This window comes from Trujillonella humicola, from assembly GCF_046233715.1.
GTDB classification, from domain to species: domain Bacteria; phylum Actinomycetota; class Actinomycetes; order Mycobacteriales; family Geodermatophilaceae; genus Trujillonella; species Trujillonella humicola.
On the sequence record NZ_JBJNRJ010000011.1, the window covers coordinates 1 to 16670 of the forward strand.

17 protein-coding genes are annotated in these 16670 nt (G+C 71.7%); 12 read left to right on the top strand and 5 right to left on the bottom strand.

The annotated features are described in order from the left end of the window. Positions 1 to 134: 134 nt before the first annotated feature. Positions 135 to 1151: a reverse transcriptase domain-containing protein gene (locus ACK586_RS08105; protein WP_409330061.1), complete on the bottom strand. Its 1017-nt coding sequence runs from the start codon at positions 1149 to 1151 to the stop codon at positions 135 to 137. A gap of 990 nt (positions 1152 to 2141) precedes the next feature. Here ACK586_RS08105 and ACK586_RS08110 point away from each other — a divergent pair. Next, positions 2142 to 2957, top strand: a complete 816-nt coding sequence (locus ACK586_RS08110; protein ID WP_409329954.1) for a transposase — start codon at positions 2142 to 2144, stop codon at positions 2955 to 2957. Between the two features lie 232 nt (positions 2958 to 3189). On the opposite strand, the gene ACK586_RS08115 is transcribed toward ACK586_RS08110, so the two are convergent. Further along, positions 3190 to 3831, bottom strand: coding sequence for a TetR/AcrR family transcriptional regulator (locus ACK586_RS08115; protein WP_409329955.1), 642 nt, complete (start codon positions 3829 to 3831; stop codon positions 3190 to 3192). Between the two features lie 272 nt (positions 3832 to 4103). Here ACK586_RS08115 and ACK586_RS08120 point away from each other — a divergent pair, with 272 nt between their 5' ends. The 8 genes from ACK586_RS08120 (at position 4104) to ACK586_RS08155 (ending at position 11170) form a co-directional block, all read left to right on the top strand. Continuing rightward, the gene (locus ACK586_RS08120) at positions 4104 to 5258 is read left to right on the top strand and encodes a cytochrome P450 (RefSeq protein ID WP_409329956.1); all 1155 of its coding nucleotides are present in this window, start codon (positions 4104 to 4106) and stop codon (positions 5256 to 5258) included. After that, on the top strand, positions 5255 to 5446 hold the full coding sequence (locus ACK586_RS08125) for a ferredoxin (RefSeq protein ID WP_409329957.1): 192 nt from the start codon (positions 5255 to 5257) through the stop codon (positions 5444 to 5446). Before ACK586_RS08120 ends, ACK586_RS08125 begins: the two co-directional genes overlap by 4 nt. Before the next feature lie 197 nt (positions 5447 to 5643). Beyond that, positions 5644 to 6510 carry a mycofactocin-coupled SDR family oxidoreductase gene (locus ACK586_RS08130; RefSeq protein WP_409329958.1) on the top strand — a complete coding sequence of 289 codons (867 nt, stop codon included), beginning with the start codon at positions 5644 to 5646 and terminating at the stop codon, positions 6508 to 6510. 94 nt (positions 6511 to 6604) lie between these two features. Beyond that, a complete protein-coding gene (locus ACK586_RS08135) occupies positions 6605 to 8059 on the top strand; it encodes an aldehyde dehydrogenase family protein (RefSeq protein WP_409329959.1) in 1455 nt (484 codons plus the stop codon). A gap of 391 nt (positions 8060 to 8450) precedes the next feature. Continuing rightward, positions 8451 to 9692, top strand: coding sequence for an ABC transporter substrate-binding protein (locus ACK586_RS08140; protein ID WP_409329960.1), 1242 nt, complete (start codon positions 8451 to 8453; stop codon positions 9690 to 9692). Positions 9693 to 9702: 10 nt separating this feature from the next. After that, positions 9703 to 9999, top strand: coding sequence for a QsdR family transcriptional regulator (locus ACK586_RS08145; protein ID WP_409329961.1), 297 nt, complete (start codon positions 9703 to 9705; stop codon positions 9997 to 9999). Between the two features lie 92 nt (positions 10000 to 10091). Beyond that, the gene (locus tag ACK586_RS08150) at positions 10092 to 10367 is read left to right on the top strand and encodes a hypothetical protein (protein WP_409329962.1); all 276 of its coding nucleotides are present in this window, start codon (positions 10092 to 10094) and stop codon (positions 10365 to 10367) included. Between the two features lie 455 nt (positions 10368 to 10822). Next, a complete protein-coding gene (locus ACK586_RS08155) occupies positions 10823 to 11170 on the top strand; it encodes a hypothetical protein (RefSeq protein WP_409329963.1) in 348 nt (115 codons plus the stop codon). A 24-nt stretch (positions 11171 to 11194) separates the two neighbouring features. Here ACK586_RS08155 and ACK586_RS08160 read toward each other — a convergent pair whose 3' ends face one another. The 3 genes from ACK586_RS08160 to ACK586_RS08170 form a co-directional block, all read right to left on the bottom strand. Further along, complete coding sequence (locus ACK586_RS08160) at positions 11195 to 12376, bottom strand: amidohydrolase family protein (protein ID WP_409329964.1); 1182 nt, start codon at positions 12374 to 12376, stop codon at positions 11195 to 11197. Between the two features lie 112 nt (positions 12377 to 12488). Next, on the bottom strand, positions 12489 to 13664 hold the full coding sequence (locus ACK586_RS08165; RefSeq protein WP_409329965.1) for an epoxide hydrolase family protein: 1176 nt from the start codon (positions 13662 to 13664) through the stop codon (positions 12489 to 12491). After that, positions 13661 to 13798 carry a hypothetical protein gene (locus ACK586_RS08170; RefSeq protein WP_409329966.1) on the bottom strand — a complete coding sequence of 46 codons (138 nt, stop codon included), beginning with the start codon at positions 13796 to 13798 and terminating at the stop codon, positions 13661 to 13663. Before ACK586_RS08170 ends, ACK586_RS08165 begins: the two co-directional genes overlap by 4 nt. A gap of 196 nt (positions 13799 to 13994) precedes the next feature. Between ACK586_RS08170 and npdG the strand changes: the two genes are divergently transcribed. From npdG to ACK586_RS08185, 3 genes are read left to right on the top strand one after another with little or no spacing between them, the layout of a single operon-like run. After that, the gene (gene npdG / locus ACK586_RS08175; protein WP_409329967.1) at positions 13995 to 14705 is read left to right on the top strand and encodes an NADPH-dependent F420 reductase; all 711 of its coding nucleotides are present in this window, start codon (positions 13995 to 13997) and stop codon (positions 14703 to 14705) included. Continuing rightward, entirely contained in the window at positions 14698 to 15885 is a 1188-nt protein-coding gene (locus ACK586_RS08180) for a helix-turn-helix domain-containing protein (RefSeq protein WP_409329968.1), read from the top strand. The genes npdG and ACK586_RS08180 overlap by 8 nt, the downstream gene beginning before the upstream one ends. Beyond that, positions 15882 to 16664, top strand: a complete 783-nt coding sequence (locus ACK586_RS08185; protein WP_409329969.1) for an enoyl-CoA hydratase/isomerase family protein — start codon at positions 15882 to 15884, stop codon at positions 16662 to 16664. Before ACK586_RS08180 ends, ACK586_RS08185 begins: the two co-directional genes overlap by 4 nt. Positions 16665 to 16670 lie beyond the last annotated feature (6 nt).

Genomic DNA, 16670 nt, shown 5'->3' on the forward strand with positions numbered 1-16670 from the left:
AGCTTGGTCGCTTCCGATCTTGGAAGGCCTCGACCCCATCCCGGCCTCAACTCACACGCGCGAGTCCCTCACACCCACCGCAGGTACGAAGAGCCCGCAACGGGCTCTCCACGGAGGCTGCCGCTATGCGGGGATCAGCGCCCAGGGAGTCGGGATGTTTCCTCGGTAGCGGACCGGGTCACCAGGACCGTTTCCAGGTTGAACAGGATTTTCCCGTCCGCCGACAATGGTCGCCACCGGCCGCCGGGGCCGGTGAATCGTCGGCGGAACTCCGTCCACCTCCAGCGATGCCGCGCCATCAGCCACGACGCGACCCGATGCCATGTGAACGTGGCCAGGGTCGAGAAGGTGTGTTTGCTGACGGCGTGCCGGAAATAGGTGGACCATCCGCGCATAATGAGTCCGAGTCGGACCAGCACGGACGCCGGGGACTGCTGTGACGTCCTGTTCGTCGGGGCGCGCACTTTCGCCTTCAGCGACCGGATCGGCCGCTTGGCGATGAAGGTGTAGGCGTGCCAGGTGTTCGATCCCCGTTTGCGTTTCCAGTGGATGTGGAAGCCCAGGAAATCGAACCCCTCGGACATGTGCACGGTCCTGGTCTTGGCCTCGGAAAAGGCCAGGCCCATGGTCGCCAACACGCCGCTGATGTCTTCTCGTAAGGCTTCGACGTGGTCACGGCTGCCGTCGCAGAGCACAGCGAAATCGTCGGCGTATCTGACGATCCGCCAGTTCGGCAGCCCCTTGGCCCGACGTCGCTCGCGTCGAGAGCGGGTGGACATGGCGCCGCCGGGCTGCCACGGCCGGTGCAGGTGCTTATCGAGCACCGACAGGGCAATGTTGGCCAGCAGCGGCGACAGAATCCCGCCCTGCGGGGTGCCGGTGGGGGTGTCCTGCTTCTCGCCGAGTTCGGTCAGGATCCCGGCTTTGAGGAACGCCTTCACCAACGCCACGACCCGTTTGTCCTTCACCCGCAGCCGAACCCGATCCAGCAGGGCGGTGTGCGAGATCCGGTCAAAACACGCCTCGATGTCGGCGTCCAACACCCATCGGTAGCCGTGGGTGCCGAACAGCTGGATCTCGGCGATCGCGTCGTGGGCCCGCCGGTTCGGCCGGAACCCGTAGGAGACCGGCTGGAAGTCGGCCTCGAAGATCGGTTCCGCACCAACTTCAACGCGGCCTGGACCACCCGATCGGCGACGGTGGGGATGCCGAGACTTCTCAGCTTTCCCGAGCCATGGCCCTTCGGGATCAACCGTTGACGGACCGGCATCGGGCGAAACGTTCCGCCCTTGACCTGTGCCCGCAGGTCGTCCAGAAACCCGGGAACGCCGACCGTCTGCTCAACGGCGTCGACGGTCCAGCCGTCCACGCCGGGAGTGTTCCGACCGCTGTTCCCCGCGACCCGGCCGAACGCCACGAGCAGCGTCGCCGGATCGTGCACGAGATTGAACAGGTCGTCGAACCGGCGGCCAGGATCGGCCACCGCCCAACGGTGAAGCTTGGCCTGCATTCCCGATACCCGGTCCCGAGGATCACTCCCGAGGGCCGAGCCACCCGCATTCACGGGTGGATCTTTCGGCATCACAGTGTCCTTGTCTTCTCGTTTCCGCTGCCGCCCTTTCCCATGTGCCGGGCTCTCCCCGGCTCGGAGTACTACGGCGGCTCCGCCCCGTTCCGACCCGATCGGTCAACGGTGAACCCAACCCCTGCGCCGTGCCGGCCGCACAGAAAGGGGGTGAGGACCGGAACGGTTCCCACGTTCACTGATATTCGTTCGACGGGGGAGGAGTCCCACTTTGTCCCTGCGGCATCGTCATGGCTACGCCGTGGACATTCACCATGACCTCCCGGCAGGCGCATCCATACCCGCCTAGAAGTTGTTCCTGCCGGACCCCAATGAGCGCCCGACAGGTTGCGCACCGCTCCCGGCCCATATCCGCCAGATTGAAAGCCGGTAGACACTTGAGAGACGTAATAGCGCGGGTTCCTCGCGTACTCCTTCCCATCACGCTCGCCGGACCCGAACCATCTGGCAGTGCTGATCCGTCCCGGCTTTGTCAGGGCTGCTCCCACCCGCCCCGGCACCTTCCGGGGCGAGCTGCCCTCAGCTACACCGCCCTGCCACGACAGGGTCAGCGGTGGTGGTCTCTCACCTCCACTCGAACATCAGCGCCTCGTGGCGCACGGACGCCTCGATCAATCTGTCCTCGGTCGCCTCGAGCCTGACCACGGCCTCGGCGCGGGCGATGCTGGCGGCGATGATCGCCGGCGAGCAGGATCCCCAGGCGCTGGCCGAGGTGGCCAAGGGCAAGATGCGCCGCAAGATCCCGGCCCTGACCGAGGCCCTGACCGGGCACTTCGACGCCCAGCACGCTCAGCTCGCGCGGAGCATGCTGGGCCGGATCGAGGCGATCGAGACGGCGCTGGCCGAGCTGAACGCGGTCATTACCGCCGCCTTCGAGCCCTGGGCGCACCAGCTGGAGCTGCTGCAGACCATTCCGGGGGTGGGGGAGAAGGTCGCCCAGGTGATCATCGCCGAGACCGGCGCGGACATGTCCCGCTTCCCGACACCGGAGCACCTGGCCTCCTGGGCCGGGGTGGCTCCGGGAACGCGGGAGTCCGCGGGCAAGCGGTATCCGGTCCGCCCGCCGCACGGCAACAAGTGGCTGACCGCGATGCTGGTCGAGGCCGCCGGCTCGGTGGGGCGTATGAAGGGCGCCAACTACCTGGCCGCCCAACACGCCCGGCTCACCAGCCGGCGCGGCATGGCGCGCGCCCAGCTCGCGGTCGGCCACTCGATCCTGGTCTCGGCCTACTGGATGCTCACCCGCGACGAGCCCTACCAGGATCTCGGCCCAGAGTGGCTGGCCCGCCGCAACGACGAGGCGCATGCCCGCCGGCTGGTGGCTCAGCTCGAGCGGCTCGGGCACACCGTCGTCCTCGACCCGGCCGCCTGAAGGACAACTGCAGAACTACTGCGGACGGGCTTCGCCCGCCCCGCGCTGACGCGCGCCTGCAGCACCGTTATTCACGGGTCTGTAACCCTTTGTGATCTTGTATCGCAGCCTCTGGCGATGAGAATGCTGCTGTCGTCGGCGACGTCGTCCGTCACTGGTGCGGGAGAGCCCGCAGAGGTGTTCGGCGCGGGGTCCTCGGGTGCCCCGCTGATCTGCTGTCCGTCCGCGCAGTTCAGGGGGCGGCGTCGTCCTCTGCCGCTGTCGGCACGTCGTTCGGCGGGCTTCCGGGCGACGCCCCCAGCCCAGCCAGCAGAGCGCGGAACCCGCGCATCAGCACCTGCCCGCGATCCAGGTCCTCCGCGTCGCGCAGCACCTGGGCGAGAACGGGCATTCCGGCGGTCTCCGCGGCCCCGGCGTCCTGCCGGAGCGCACAGATCCATCCCACCAGGTAGGCGTGGGCGATGACGAATGCCTCGGCCGGGGACGTATCGAGTTCCTGAGCCAGCAGCAGCCGCGCCAGCCGGTCGGATTCCTGGAGCGGCCGGTGGCCGTCGCGGCCCTCGGTGGCCAGATAGGCGATGACGTCGGGAAACGGCCCCATCGCCACGGCCATGCGGCGCAGAGATCGTTCCTCCGTGGCCATGAGATCTGCCTCGGCCTCGTCGTCTTCCGCCGGCTCGACCGCCGTGACGGCGTCGATGACGGCATTCCGTAGTTCGTCGACCCCGCCGGGCAGGTGGTGGTAGAGCGACGGGCGCTGTACCCCGAGCCGCTCGGCGACCGCGTTGAGCGTCAAAGAGGACAGCCCGCGCTCGGCCGTGATCGCTACACCGGCGGTGACGACGTCGGCGCGCGAGAACCGCGGCCTGGTCACGTCGTCGACCTCCCCTCATCGCTCCGGCGGCGGTTTTCGTAGCCGGTTGGTGCGCCCGATGGCGAGCGGACCTCAACGAGACCGGCGTACGCCAACGTACCGCCGGCCGCCGCCCTACGCACCGTAGGTTTGTTCATTGACGTGACGTGGATCACCCCCTAGCGTCCCCGGCCAGCGCCCGGTCCTGACCGGACCGCCGCCTCGGAGGCGCGGTCGCCGACCGCGCCGCGACCTCCGAAGATCCGCCTCGACGAAGGGCTTGCCGGGTGAACGTGAACGACCTGCCAATGGCCGAGAACCGTGACCTCGCCTGGGAGTTGATCCGGCAACAGGGGGAGTCGATCGCCCTGGACGCCACGTTCGCAGTGACCAGTCAGCGGACCGTCGAGGCGGTGCTGCGGCATCCCGACGTCTTCTCGTCGAAGCGGGCGTTCGACGCGCTGAACAGTCCCATCCCCATGCCGCCGCTGACCTTCGATCCCCCGGAGCAGACCCGCTTCCGCCGGATCCTGCAGCCCTTCTTCAGTCCCCGGGCGATCCGCCCGCTGGAGCCGGTCCTGCGCCGCCACGTGGTGGACCTGATCGAACCGCTCGTCGAGCGCGGGGAGTGCGACTTCGTCGCCGACGTCGCGGTTCCGTTCCCGGTCCAGACCTTCCTGACGTTCTTCGGCCTGCCCATGGACCACCTGGACCAGTTCCTGGTCTGGAAGGACGCCATCCTGGATCAGTCGGACCCGCAGGGTGCCGGCAAGGAGGACGCCGACGCCGGGCACGCCGTCGCGCTGTTCACCTACCTGGGCGAGTTGGTCGCCCGTCGCCGCGGCGTGCCCGGTGAGGACATCCTCAGCGCGCTCCTGTGCGCCGAGGGCGACGACGCGATGACCGACGAGGAGGTCGTCGGACTCTGCTTCCTGTTCGTCCTGGCGGGCCTGGACACCGTGACCGGCGCCCTGGGCATGGGGATGGAGCGGTTGGCCAAGTCGCCGGAGCACCAGCGCGAACTGGCCGGCGACCCCGGTCTGGTGCCCGCCGCGGTGGAGGAGCTCGTCCGGCTCGATCCGCCGGCTCCCTTCACCCCCCGGGTGACAACGCGGGCCGCCGTGGTCGACGGCCACACCGTGCCCGAAGCCTCGATGGTGTCGGCCTACCTCGCGGTCGCGAACCGGGACGAGGCGCTGCGCCGGGACCCGCTGGTCATGGACTTCCACCGCGGCGAGAACCCGCATGCCAGCTTCGGGCTGGGCGTGCACCGGTGCCTCGGCGCTCACCTCGCCCGGTTGGAGATGGCGATCGTCTACGAGGAGTGGCACAAGCGCATCCCGTCCTACGAGGTCGCTCCCGGTACCACCCCGAGGGTCAAGTGGCCACGGGGAACGCTCGAGCTCGAGTCGCTGCGGCTGCGGTTCCCGGCCGGTGGGGCGGGATGAGGGTCGAGATCCACTCCGACCGCTGCGTGGGGCACGGGCTGTGCTACACCGTCGCGCCCGACGTCTTCGAGGACGACGACGATGGCTACGGCCGCGTCCGCGGCGACGGCATGGTCCCGCCGTGCCAGGAGGAGGCGGCGCGGCGCGGCGCGGCGAACTGTCCCGAGCGTGCGATCGAGCTGACCTGACCACGGCGACCACGTAAACCTACGCGGCGTAGGTTCACCCGTTGACGTGAGCCGGATCACTGGCTTACCGTGCCGAACAGTCAGCGGATTGAGCTGATTACACCGCCCGCCGCTCGGGCCTCCGCACGCTCCCGGGTCGGCGCACCCGCGCACCGGACCGGTCGAGAACCACGCATCGTTGGAGAAGGGAGCGTTCAGTGGCTGGACGCATGGAAGGCAGGGTCGCCCTGATCACCGGGGCGGCTCGCGGACAGGGTCGGTCGCACGCGGTCCGGCTGGCGCAGGAGGGTGCCGACATCATCGCCGTCGACATCTGCCGGCAGATCGAGTCCAATCCCTATCCGCTGGCGACCGAGGAGGACCTGGCCGAGACCGTGCGCCTGGTCGAGGGACTCGACCGTCGCGTCGTCGGGCGAGTGGCGGACGTGCGCGAGCGTGCGGAGTTGACCGCGGCCGTCGAGGCGGGCGTCGCCGAGCTGGGGCGGCTCGACGCGATCGTCGCGAACGCGGGGATCCTGCCCATGGCCATGGGTCACCCGGACCCGATGGACTTCGTCGACGCCGTCGACGTCGACCTGATCGGCGTGCTGAACAGCGTCGCCGCCGGGCTGCGGCACTTGCCGGAGCGCGGCGCGATCGTCATCACCGGGTCGACAGCGGCGATGATGCCCAACACCACGGACAACCCGATGATGGGTCCCGGCAGTGCCGGCTACGGCTGGGCGAAGCGGGTACTGGTCGAGTACACGGAGCAACTCGCGCTGCAGCTCGCCCCGCGATTCATCCGGGTCAACGCGGTCCACCCGACGAACGTCAATACTCACCTGCTGCACAATGACGGCCTCTACGCCATGTTCCGGCCAGACCTCGAGAAGCCGACCCGCGAGGACGTCGAACCGGCCTTCGCGATGTTCCAGGCCATGCCGATCCCGTACGTCGAACCGGTCGACATCTCCAACCTCGTGCTGTTCCTGGCCTCCGAGGAATCTCGCTATGTCACCGGCCAGAACATCCGGGTCGATGCGGGGTCGCTGCTCAAGTTCCCCCAGGGACCGCCCAGCTGACCTGCGGCGCAGCCCGTCGGGGAACCGTCGGCGCGCATCCACCCGGATGGCTCATCGAGTCGTCACCCACATCGCTCGTGCACGAGAGGGTTCCATGAACATCAGCGGGCAGCGGATGCTCATCGCGGGAGAGCTGGTCGAGGCGACCGGCGGCCGCGAGTACGACAACATCAACCCGGCCACCGAAGAGGTGATCGGCACGGCGCCGGACGCCGGCCAGGAGGACGTCGAGAGAGCGGTCACCGCCGCGCGGACGGCGTTCGACGACGGCCGGTGGGCCACCGACGTGTCCTTCCGGCAGCACTGTCTGCGGCAGCTGCAGGACCAGCTCCGCAAGGACGTCGAGCGGATCCGCAGTGCCCACACGGCCGAGGTGGGCATGCCGGTCGCCCTCGCCATGGGGATCGGGGTCGACGGGCCGATCGAGAACCTCTCCTACTACACCGACATGATCGGCGAATTCGAGTGGACGCGGTCGCTCCCGTCCAAGGAGATCATGGGTGGCTCCGCTCGGCGGGTGATCCGCAAGGAGCCCGCCGGAGTGGTGTCGGCGATCACGCCGTGGAACTACCCGTTCCAGCTGAACCTGACCAAGATCGGCGCCTCTCTCGCGGCCGGCTGCACGGTGGTGCTCAAGCCCGCACCCGACACGCCGTGGTCGGGGACCCTGCTGGCCGCTGCCGCGGCCGAGACCGACCTGCCGCCAGGCGTCCTGAACGTCCTGACGACGTCGGACAACGCGGTGGCCGAGCTCATGACCACGCACCGGGACGTCGACCAGATCACCTTCACCGGGTCGACCGCCACCGGGCGCCGGATCATGCGCAACGCCGCCGAGACCGTCAAGCGGGTATCCCTGGAACTGGGGGGCAAGTCCGCGGCGATCGTGCTGGACGACGCCCTGCTGGAGCTCGCCGTGGCGATGACCGCGGGCGGTGCGTGCATGCACGCGGGACAGGGGTGCGCGTTGCAGACCCGGCTGCTCGTGCCGTATTCGCTCATGGACCGGGCCGCCGAGATCGCCGCAGGCGTGCTGTCCCAGCTGAAGTACGGCGATCCCACCGATCCCAGCACCATGATGGGCCCGGTCATCAACCGGACCCAGCACGAGAAGATCCTGGGGTACCTCGAGGTCGGGAAGGCCGACGGCCGGCTGGTGACCGGTGGGGGGCCGGCGACGCAGTTCGACCGCGGCTTCTGGATCCAGCCGACCGTCTTCGCGGACATCCCCGCCGGCAGCCGGCTGGCACAGGAGGAGATCTTCGGGCCGGTGCTCGCGATCGTCGGCTTCGACGACGACGACGACGCCGTGCGGATCGCGAACGACTCTCCCTACGGACTCTCCGGCGGGGTGTACAGCGGCGACGTCGATCGGGCGATGCGAGTGGCCGACCGCCTGCGGACCGGCACGATCGCGGTCAACGGCGCGCAGTGGTTCGACGTCGAGTCGCCCTTCGGCGGGTACAAGCAGAGCGGCCTCGGCCGCGAATGGGGTCCCGAGGGTCTGGAGGACTTCCTCGAGACCAAGACGGTCAGCTTCCCCGCCTGACGCGTGCGCCGTTCGGTGCCCGTCAGGGCGCCGCTGCCACCTCGTCCCATCGGCACGGGGTGGCCAACGGCGGTGCACACGGCGGTGAGCCCGGCGGCCGGCGGTTCCCGGTCAGGGAGTCGCCCGTGAGGGGCAACGACTCGCCGCCGTGCCCCAACCGTCGGCTCGTTGTTAGCCAAGTCACAGGATCGTCACGATGACCGCGCACCGGGACGCACGCCTGCATTTTGGGTGTAGATATCTAACTGATTCCCGGTTCAACCGCAGCACCCCCTGATCCACGACACGGTGCTCGACCGCGACGCTCGCGAGCGGGACGGCGGCCCACAGAGTCCCTCCGAAGGAGAAGCAGATGCGCGTTCTTGCGAGACGGAGTCGTACACGCCTTGCGGTGCCGGCCGTGCTGACGGCTGCCGTACTGGTCATGAGTGCGTGCGGAGGCGACGACGACTCCGACGGGGGGAGCTCCGGAGGCGATTCGGGCGGGGGCAACACCGATCTGCTGGGAGAGGAAAACGCCGCCTCCGGAGAACCCGTGAAGATCGGCTGGGTGAGCACCGGGCAGACCCAGGCCATTGACACGTCGGACGAGATCGCGGCTGCCGAAGCCGTCGTGGCGTACGCGAACGAGCGTCTGGGCGGCCTCGGTGGGCGTCCGATCGAGCTGGTCATCTGCGAGGACAAGAACACGCCGGCCGGCGCCCAGGAGTGCGGCAACCAGTTCATCAGCGAGGACGTCGCGGCGGTCGCCGCCGGGACCACCGGGCAGATCGACGGGGTGCTCCAGTCCGTGGCCCCCGCCGGCATCCCGGCCGGCGTCAACCTGGTGTCGTCGCAGGTTGCGCTTGGCACGCCGGGCGTCTTCGTCTGGTCCAACCCCGTGTCGGCCTACGGTGTCCCGGCGGCCTACGCCCGTGAAGAGGGCATCGACAGCGCTGCGATCATCGTCATCGACGTGCCGGGCGCGAGCGGCCCGGCTCGGGCGCTCGCCCCGACGCTCTTCGAGAACGCCGGCAGCTCGGCCACGGTCGTGCCGATCGCCCCCGGCACCCCCGACATGACGCCGCAGGTCCAGGCCGCCGAGAACGACGACCCGGGGATGTACTACCTCCTCGGCGACCCGACCTTCTGCACCAGCGCGCTCCAGGCGATCCGCACCCTCGGCATCGACAAGCCGGTCATGGCGCTGGACCGCTGCATCGGGCCGGACGCAGGTGCCAGCATCCCGGGCGGCTGGGAGGGCGTCCAGATCATCAGCCAGTCGGTCCAGGAGCCCGATGACGAGGAGTTCCAGCTCTTCGAGGCCGTGCTGGACGAGTACGGCGACGGACTCGAGCCGACTCCGCAGTCGATCAGTGGCTACCAGGGCATGCTGAGCATGGTCCGAGCGGTCAACGCGTCGGAGGCGACGGACCTGACCGCGCCCGGCATCCTCGCCGCGCTCCAGGCCATGCCGGCCACCGCGTACCCGGTGGGCGGCGGCGCCGAGTTCCAGTGCAACGGGCAGGCCCTGCCGGACCTGTCGCCCAACGTCTGCTCGACGGCCGGGTTCATCGCCGACGCCGACGCCGACGCTGCCCTCTCGAACTTCCGTGTCCTCGACACGGAGGGGATCTACGCGCTCGGCGGCTGACTCCCGCGCCGTGCGTACCCGGCCCCGTCGACGTCCCGTCGACGGGGCCGGGTCGCGTCCGGGCCGGCACGGGGGCCGCGGCGCGAGCCCCGGGATCGCGAGCCCCGGGATGCAGCACCGGCTCGCCGGCCACGCCGAGCCGGCGATGCATCTGCTCACCCACCGGGCCTCCGGCTTCCAGCCGCGGCGGTTGCGGGCGATCGAGGAGCTGCTGCGGGAGGAGACGGCGGCCGGTCGGCTGGACGTGCCGATGGATCCGCATGAGCCGGCCTACGTGGTCGTCCGGCTCATCGAGTCCTGCACCTAGCTCGACGTCCTTCTCGTCGGCCGCGACGTCACCGGCGTCGGCGCCTTCGCCCGACCCCGCCTCTCCGCCCCGAGGAGCTCGCGTGCGCACGGGTGCTGCACAGCGGCATCGCCGAGCGCGCCTTCGCCTGGCTGGGTCCGGCGGCGCGGCCCGTCCGGGCGATCCACGACGGCATCGCCGCCCTCACCCACCGGGCGGTGGGGACGGCGCTGCACGCCGGTGCCCTCGCCGTCGGCGCCCTCGCGTCCCCGCAGGTGGACGGCCGCCCGCTCGACGCGTCCCCGCCGCGCCCGTCGCGCTGGCCGTCCTCGACCGCGCCCACGGGGACCTGCTCGACCGGGAGACGCCGGCCCCCGCCACCACGATGACCGTCCGTCGGGCGGGCGCGGCCGTGCCCGTCGATCGCGACGCCCTGGCCGCCGCCTTCCCCGGGGCGTCCGGTCGGCTCGTCGTCTTCCTGCACGGGCTGACCGACAACCGACAGCGCCTGGTCCACGCGTCCGAACGCCACCGCCACCGGCGGGGGGTCACCTAGCGGACCCTGCTCGAGCAGGACCTCGGCCTGACCCTGTCTTCTTCCGGTACAACACCGGCCTGCACGTCTCCGACAACGGCCGCCGGCTCGCCGACCTGCTGGGTCGGCTGCTCGAGGCCTGGCCGGTCGCCGCGCAGGACCTGGTCCTCGTCGGCCACTCGATGGGCGGGCTGGTCGCGCGCAGCGCCCTGCACCAGGTCGGCGGCGGAGCCGGGGCCGCCGCGCCGTGGACCCGGGCTGCTGGCCGCCCGCAGCGTCGGAATCACGGACCTGCGCCGCGGAACGCTCGTGGAGGACGACTGGGCCGACCGCGACCTCGACGACCCCGTGCCCCGCCGGCACCCGCACGTACCGCTGCACGACGGGGCTCGTCACCTCGTCGTCCTGGCCACCGTCGCCGCCGACCAGACGGCACGGACCGCCCACCTCCTGGGCGACCTGCTCGTGCCACCCCGCAGTGCGAGCGGTGACTCCGGCGACGACGACCGGCTGGCGTTCCCGCACGACCACGTCCACCGGCCCGGCCGGTTGCACCACGTCGACCTGCCCAACCACCCGCGGGTGTACGCGCAGGTCCGGCGGTGGCTGGAGACCCAACCCGAAGGCCCGCCTCCGCGTCGTGACCGTGCACCGTGACGCCGAGCCGGTGCCGGGGCGCCGTCAGAGGCCGAGCAACCCCCTGAGGTTGTCGCTCATGATCTGCCTCTGCTCCTCCGGCGAGAGCACCGCGATGTCGTGGAGGTAGTCGACCGGCATGCGCAGCCCCTCCGGGTGCGGCCAGTCCGAGCCGAACAGGATGTGGTCGGCGCCGATGGTGTCGCGCAGCTCGACGATGTCGTCCTCGTAGAACGGCGCGATCCAGACGTGCTCGGTGAACGACTCGATGGGGTCGCGGCGGAACTTGGTGGGGTACTTGCCGTAGGCCTTCTTCATGTGGAACAGCAGCTCGATCGCCCAGCGTGAGCCGACCTCGATCGTGGCGACCCGCAGGGTGGGGTGGCGGTCGAAGACGCCGTGCGAGACCAGCGCGGCCAGCGTCTCGTACGTCGGGCGCTCGATGTGCATCTCGAGGACGTCGGCGAAGGGGCCGGCCTCGACGCCGCTGAACGGGCGCTCGCCCCACTTCTCGCCGATCCACTGGTAGCCGGAGTCGCCACCGTGGTAGGCGACCACGATGCCGGCCTCGGCCGCCGTCGCCCAGAAGCGGTCGAAGCGGACGTCGCCTGGGGACCACGACAGCGGGCCGGTCCGCACCGGCCCGGGGACCATCGCCACCCACTTGGCGCCGGCGTCGCGGACCCGCTCGAGCTCGGCGACGGCGAGGTCGGGATCGATCAGGGACATCAGCGGCGCGCCGAAGATCCGGTCCTGGTAGCCGTACCCCCAGTCCTCCTCCAGCCACCGGTTGAAGGCGCCGACCACGTTGTAGAGGTCGCGGGGACGGTCGCGCAGCGCCTGCTCCATGCCCACGCCGGAGGTCGGGAACATCAGGGTGGCGGCCACCCCCTGCTCGTCGAGGGTGCGCAGCCGGTTCTCGCGGTCCCGGTACGGCGGCACGTCGTCGGTGACCTGGATCTGGTTGCCGACGGTCTCGGCGACGCTCTTGCCCTCGGGGTTGATCCCGCGGAAGAAGTCGCCCAGCACGCCGGGTGCCCCCACCCGGGCGAACGCCGGGTCGGCGTTCATCGTCCAGAGCCGGTCGGCGACCAGCAGCCGTCGCTTCCCGTCGATCTGCGCCCAGCGGATGGCGCCGCGCGACTCGGCCGGCAGGTGGCGGGTGTAGGCGTCGACGGTCTCGTAGTAGTGCTCGTCGGCGTCGTACAGCGGGAAGTCGACGGACATGCCGCCGACCGCGGGAGCTGTGGTGCCGGCAACCATGATTCCTCCGGGACGAGACGGTCGTCGCACGGTGGCACCGTGTCGGGGTCAATCTGACCCCTTTTTGACGGAAACGTCAAGTGGGCGAGGTCGTCCGCAGCGGTCGGAAGAAGTCCCGGACGTCCTCCACGAACAGCCCCGGCTCCTCCAGCGCCGCGAAGTGGCCGCCGCGGACGTGCTCCCGCCACATCCGCAGGTCGGGGAACTGCCCGCCGACCCAGTCCTCCAGGGGCTGGTAGATGTCATGCGGGTAGACGGAGATGCCGACCGGGACCGACACCGCCGGCCGCAGCGCGGACGGATCCCGGGCGGATTCCCAGTACAGGCGGGCCGAGGACGCCGCCGAGTCGGTGAACCAGTAGACCGAGACCAGGTCGAGGACCCGGTCGGCGCCCAGCGCCTGCACCGGGTCGCCCGCGCAGTCGGTCCACGCCCAGAGCTTCTCGAGGATCCAGGCGCACTGGCCGGCGGGGGAGTCCGCGAGGCCGTAGCCGAGCGTCTGCGGCCGGGTCTGCTGCTGGCTCGCGTAGCCGGAGTCGACCGTGCGGTAGTGCCGGGCCGCCCGGACGGCGCGCTCCTCCCGCTCGGTACGGGGTTCGAAGCCCCGCGGCGGCGGGGCGCTCGCCATGTTCAGGTGGACGCCGACCGTGCGGTCGGCATGGCGAGCGCCGAGGTTGGCAGCGACGAAGGAGCCCCAGTCCCCGCCCTGGGCGCCGAAGCGCCGGTAGCCGAGCCGGCCCATGAGCTCGGCCCACGCGTCGGCGATCCGCGGGAGCCCCCAGCCGGCCTGGGTGGGCTTCCCGCTCCACCCGTAACCGGGCAGGGAGGGCGCGACGACCGAGAAGGCGTCGGCGGGGTCGCCGCCGTGCGCCGCCGGGTCCGTCAGCGGGCCGAGGACGTCCAGGAACTCCACGACGGCGCCCGGCCAGCCGTGGGTCAGGACGAGCGGGAGGGCCCCGGGCTGCGCCGAGCGGACGTGCAGGAAGTGGATCGGCAGCCCGTCGACCTCGGTGAGCGCTTGCTCGACGCCGTTCAGCCGGGCCTGCCGGCTCGGCCAGTCGTACCCGTCCCCCCAGTACGCGCAGAGGTCCTGCAGGACGTGCAGGGGTACACCCTGGGACCAGTCGTCGACGGTCTCGGGATCGGGCCACCGGGTCGCGCGGAGGCGGCGGCGGAGGTCCTCCACGTGCTCGTCGGAGACGGCGACGGAGAACGGGTGGACGTCGGAGGCGCCTGTGGGGGAGGAGCTCACGGTCGGCCGCCGGCGACGAGGGGCGCCTCCCCGAACTCCGTGCCGGGCGACCGCGGCGTCCGGGCCGTCCGCACGATCTGCCGCACGTCGGTGGGCGGACGGGCGGTCCGGTCCGGCGACGGGGTGCTGGGCACGTGGCCTCCCGGGGATGTCGGCGCCGGGTCCGAGGCGGCACCGGCCCCGGCCGTGGTGCCGGGAGCAGATCGCCGCCCGACCGTGGTGTCAAGCCGGCCCGAGCGTCGCTTGCACCGACCGGGGCCCCGGTGTATCAGTTAACTCAATCACCTGAATCCAGTGTCCAGCGCCATCGCGCGCCATGAGGGGAGACCCATGTCCTCCACCGCCGGCGCCGCTGCGCCCGTCGATGCCGCCCGCCTGGTCGTCGGGGTGCTCGGGGGCACCGGACCGCAGGGACGGGGCCTGGCCGTGCGTCTGGCGGCCGCGGGTCAGCGGGTCCTGCTGGGCTCCCGCGACGCCGAGCGGGCCGTCGAGGTGGCCGCGCAGGTCGCCGACCGCGCGTCGACCGCCGGCGGCGTGGAGGCCGCGGTGACCGGCGGCGGGAACGCCGACGTCGCCGGTGCCGCGGACCTGGTGATCGTCGCGGTGCCCTTCGGTGGGCACGCCGAAACCGTCCGGGACCTGGCCGGGCCGCTTGCGGGCAAGGTGGTCGTGGACTGCGTGGTGCCGATGGGCTTCGACGAGCTCGGCGCGTACGTGCTGGAGGTCCCGGAGGGGTCGGTGACCCAGCAGGCCGCGGCGCTGCTGCCCGACTCGCACGTCGTGGGGGCGTTCCACCACCTGTCGGCCGTCCTGCTGGAGGACCTGTCCCGGCCGACCCTGGACGGCGACGTGATGGTCGTCGGTGACGATCGCGCCTCGACCGATCTGGTGCAGGCCCTGGCCGGGCGGTTGCCGGGTATGCGCGGGGTCTATGCCGGCCGGCTGCGCAACGCCCGCCAGGTCGAGGCCCTGACCATCAACCTGGTGTCGGTCAACCGCCGCTACAAGGCCCACGCCGGCGTCCGCATCACCGATGTCTGACGCCGCGCCGCCGGTGGGGGCCCTGGGGGAGGCGCTCGTCGCGTGGCGGACGGCATCCGGACTGAGTCGCGCGGCCGCCGCGAGGCGGATCGGCGTCGCCCACACGACCCTGCGCCAGTGGGAGATCGCCGGGGTCCGGCCGCAGCCGCTGCAGATGGCGCGGCTGGCCGAGGCCCTCGGGGTCCCGGTGGACCGGCTCCGCGCCGTCGCGGGGCCGGACCGGGTGCGGACGCCCTCCACGTCGGGAGGTTCGTCCGCCTCCGCGCTCTGTCGTGCGCGGCTGTCTGCCGGACTGACGGCGACCCAGCTGGCGCGGAAGGTCGGCGTCGGCCCCGCGACCGTCTCCCGCTGGGAGACCGGCGGCCGCCGTCCGTCGGCGGCGTCCCGTGCCCGTGTCGCCGCGGCCCTGCGGCTGTGCCCGGCCGACCTGGACCGCGTCCTCCCCGAGGTTCCCGCCGCCGCCGGCGGGACGGTGCTGTCAGGCCTCGGTGCGCTGCGTCGGGAGCGGGGCCTCACCCAGCGCGAGCTCCGCCTGCGGCTCGGCGTCGCGGCGGCGACCGTGGTGGCCTGGGAGACCGGTCGGGCCCCGGTCCCGGCCGCACGCCTGCGTGACGTCGCCGCCGTTCTCGGCTGCTCGACCGAGCACCTGGTGGCGTCGGCCCGGGTGATCGCGCCGCGGTGCCGGAGGCCACTCGCCGAGCTGCGCCGCGGCAGCGGCTGGACCCAGCGGGAACTCGCCCACCACCTGGGGGTCAGTGTCCGGTCGGTCGCGCGCTGGGAGCGGGGCGCGGCTGCGCTGCCGCTGTGGGCGGTCCCCGTCGTGGCGCGCTGTCTCCAGCGGTCGCCGTCCCGGGTGGCGGCCGCCGGGGGCATCGCACTGCCCCCGCTGCCTCATCCGAGCACCTGGCGTCGGGATGACCTGCCCCGGCTGCTGGAAGTCCTCCGCTCGGGGGTCGGCCGGTCCGCTGCGTCGATGGGGCGTGAGCTCGGGACGTCGGGGCGGCAGGTGCGGTCCTGGGAGACCGGCGCCACGGTGCCGACGCCGGCCGCCGCCCAGCGCCTGGAGCTGCTGCACGGCCTGCCGCACGGTGCGCTCGGCCGGTTGCTCGACCCGGTCGCGGCCCGTCCCTCCACCACGCTCCGCCCGGACGACCGGGCGAGGACGCGGGACGCCGGATGAGCCGGCCTGTCGTCACGATCAACGAGAGAGGTCCCGACATGGCCGACCAGGAAGTCCGGCTCGACGTCGCCGACGGCGTCGCCACGGTGACGCTCGACGCCCCTGAGCGGCGCAACGCACTGACGCCTGCCATGGCCGCGGAGTTCGTCGCGGCGCTCGACGAGGTCGACGCCCGACCGGAGGTGGGCGCGGTGGTCGTGCAGGGCGTGGGCCGGTCCTTCTGTGCCGGCGGGGACATCGCGACGCTGGCCGACGCGGCGCAGGACCCCGCCGCCGCGGAGGGCTGGGACGGCGTGGGGGCGATCTACGGCTCCTTCCGCCGCCTCGGCGCGGTCCGCGTGCCGACCATCGCCGCGGTCCGCGGTTCGGCCGTCGGGGCCGGCATGAACATGCTGCTCGCGGCCGACCTGCGGATCGTGGCCCGGGACGCCCGGCTGATCTGCGGCTTCCTCAAGCGCGGTCTGCACCCCGGGGGCGGGCACTTCGTGCTGCTGTCCCGGCTGATCGGCCGGGAGGCCGCGGCGGCCATGGCCCTGTTCGGCGAGGAGGTGGACGGCGGACGTGCGGCCGAGCTGGGACTCGCGTGGGAGGCGGTCGACGATGCCGCGGTCGAGGACCGTGCGCACGAGCTGGCGCGGCGGGTGGCCTCCGACCCGGACCTCGCCCGGCTCGCGGTGGCCAGCTTTCGTACGGAGACGGCCACGGCTGTCAGCTGGGACGTGGCCATGCAGCTCGAGCGGCCTTCGCAGATGTGGTCCATGCGCCGGTCGGCGTCCTGAGGTGCC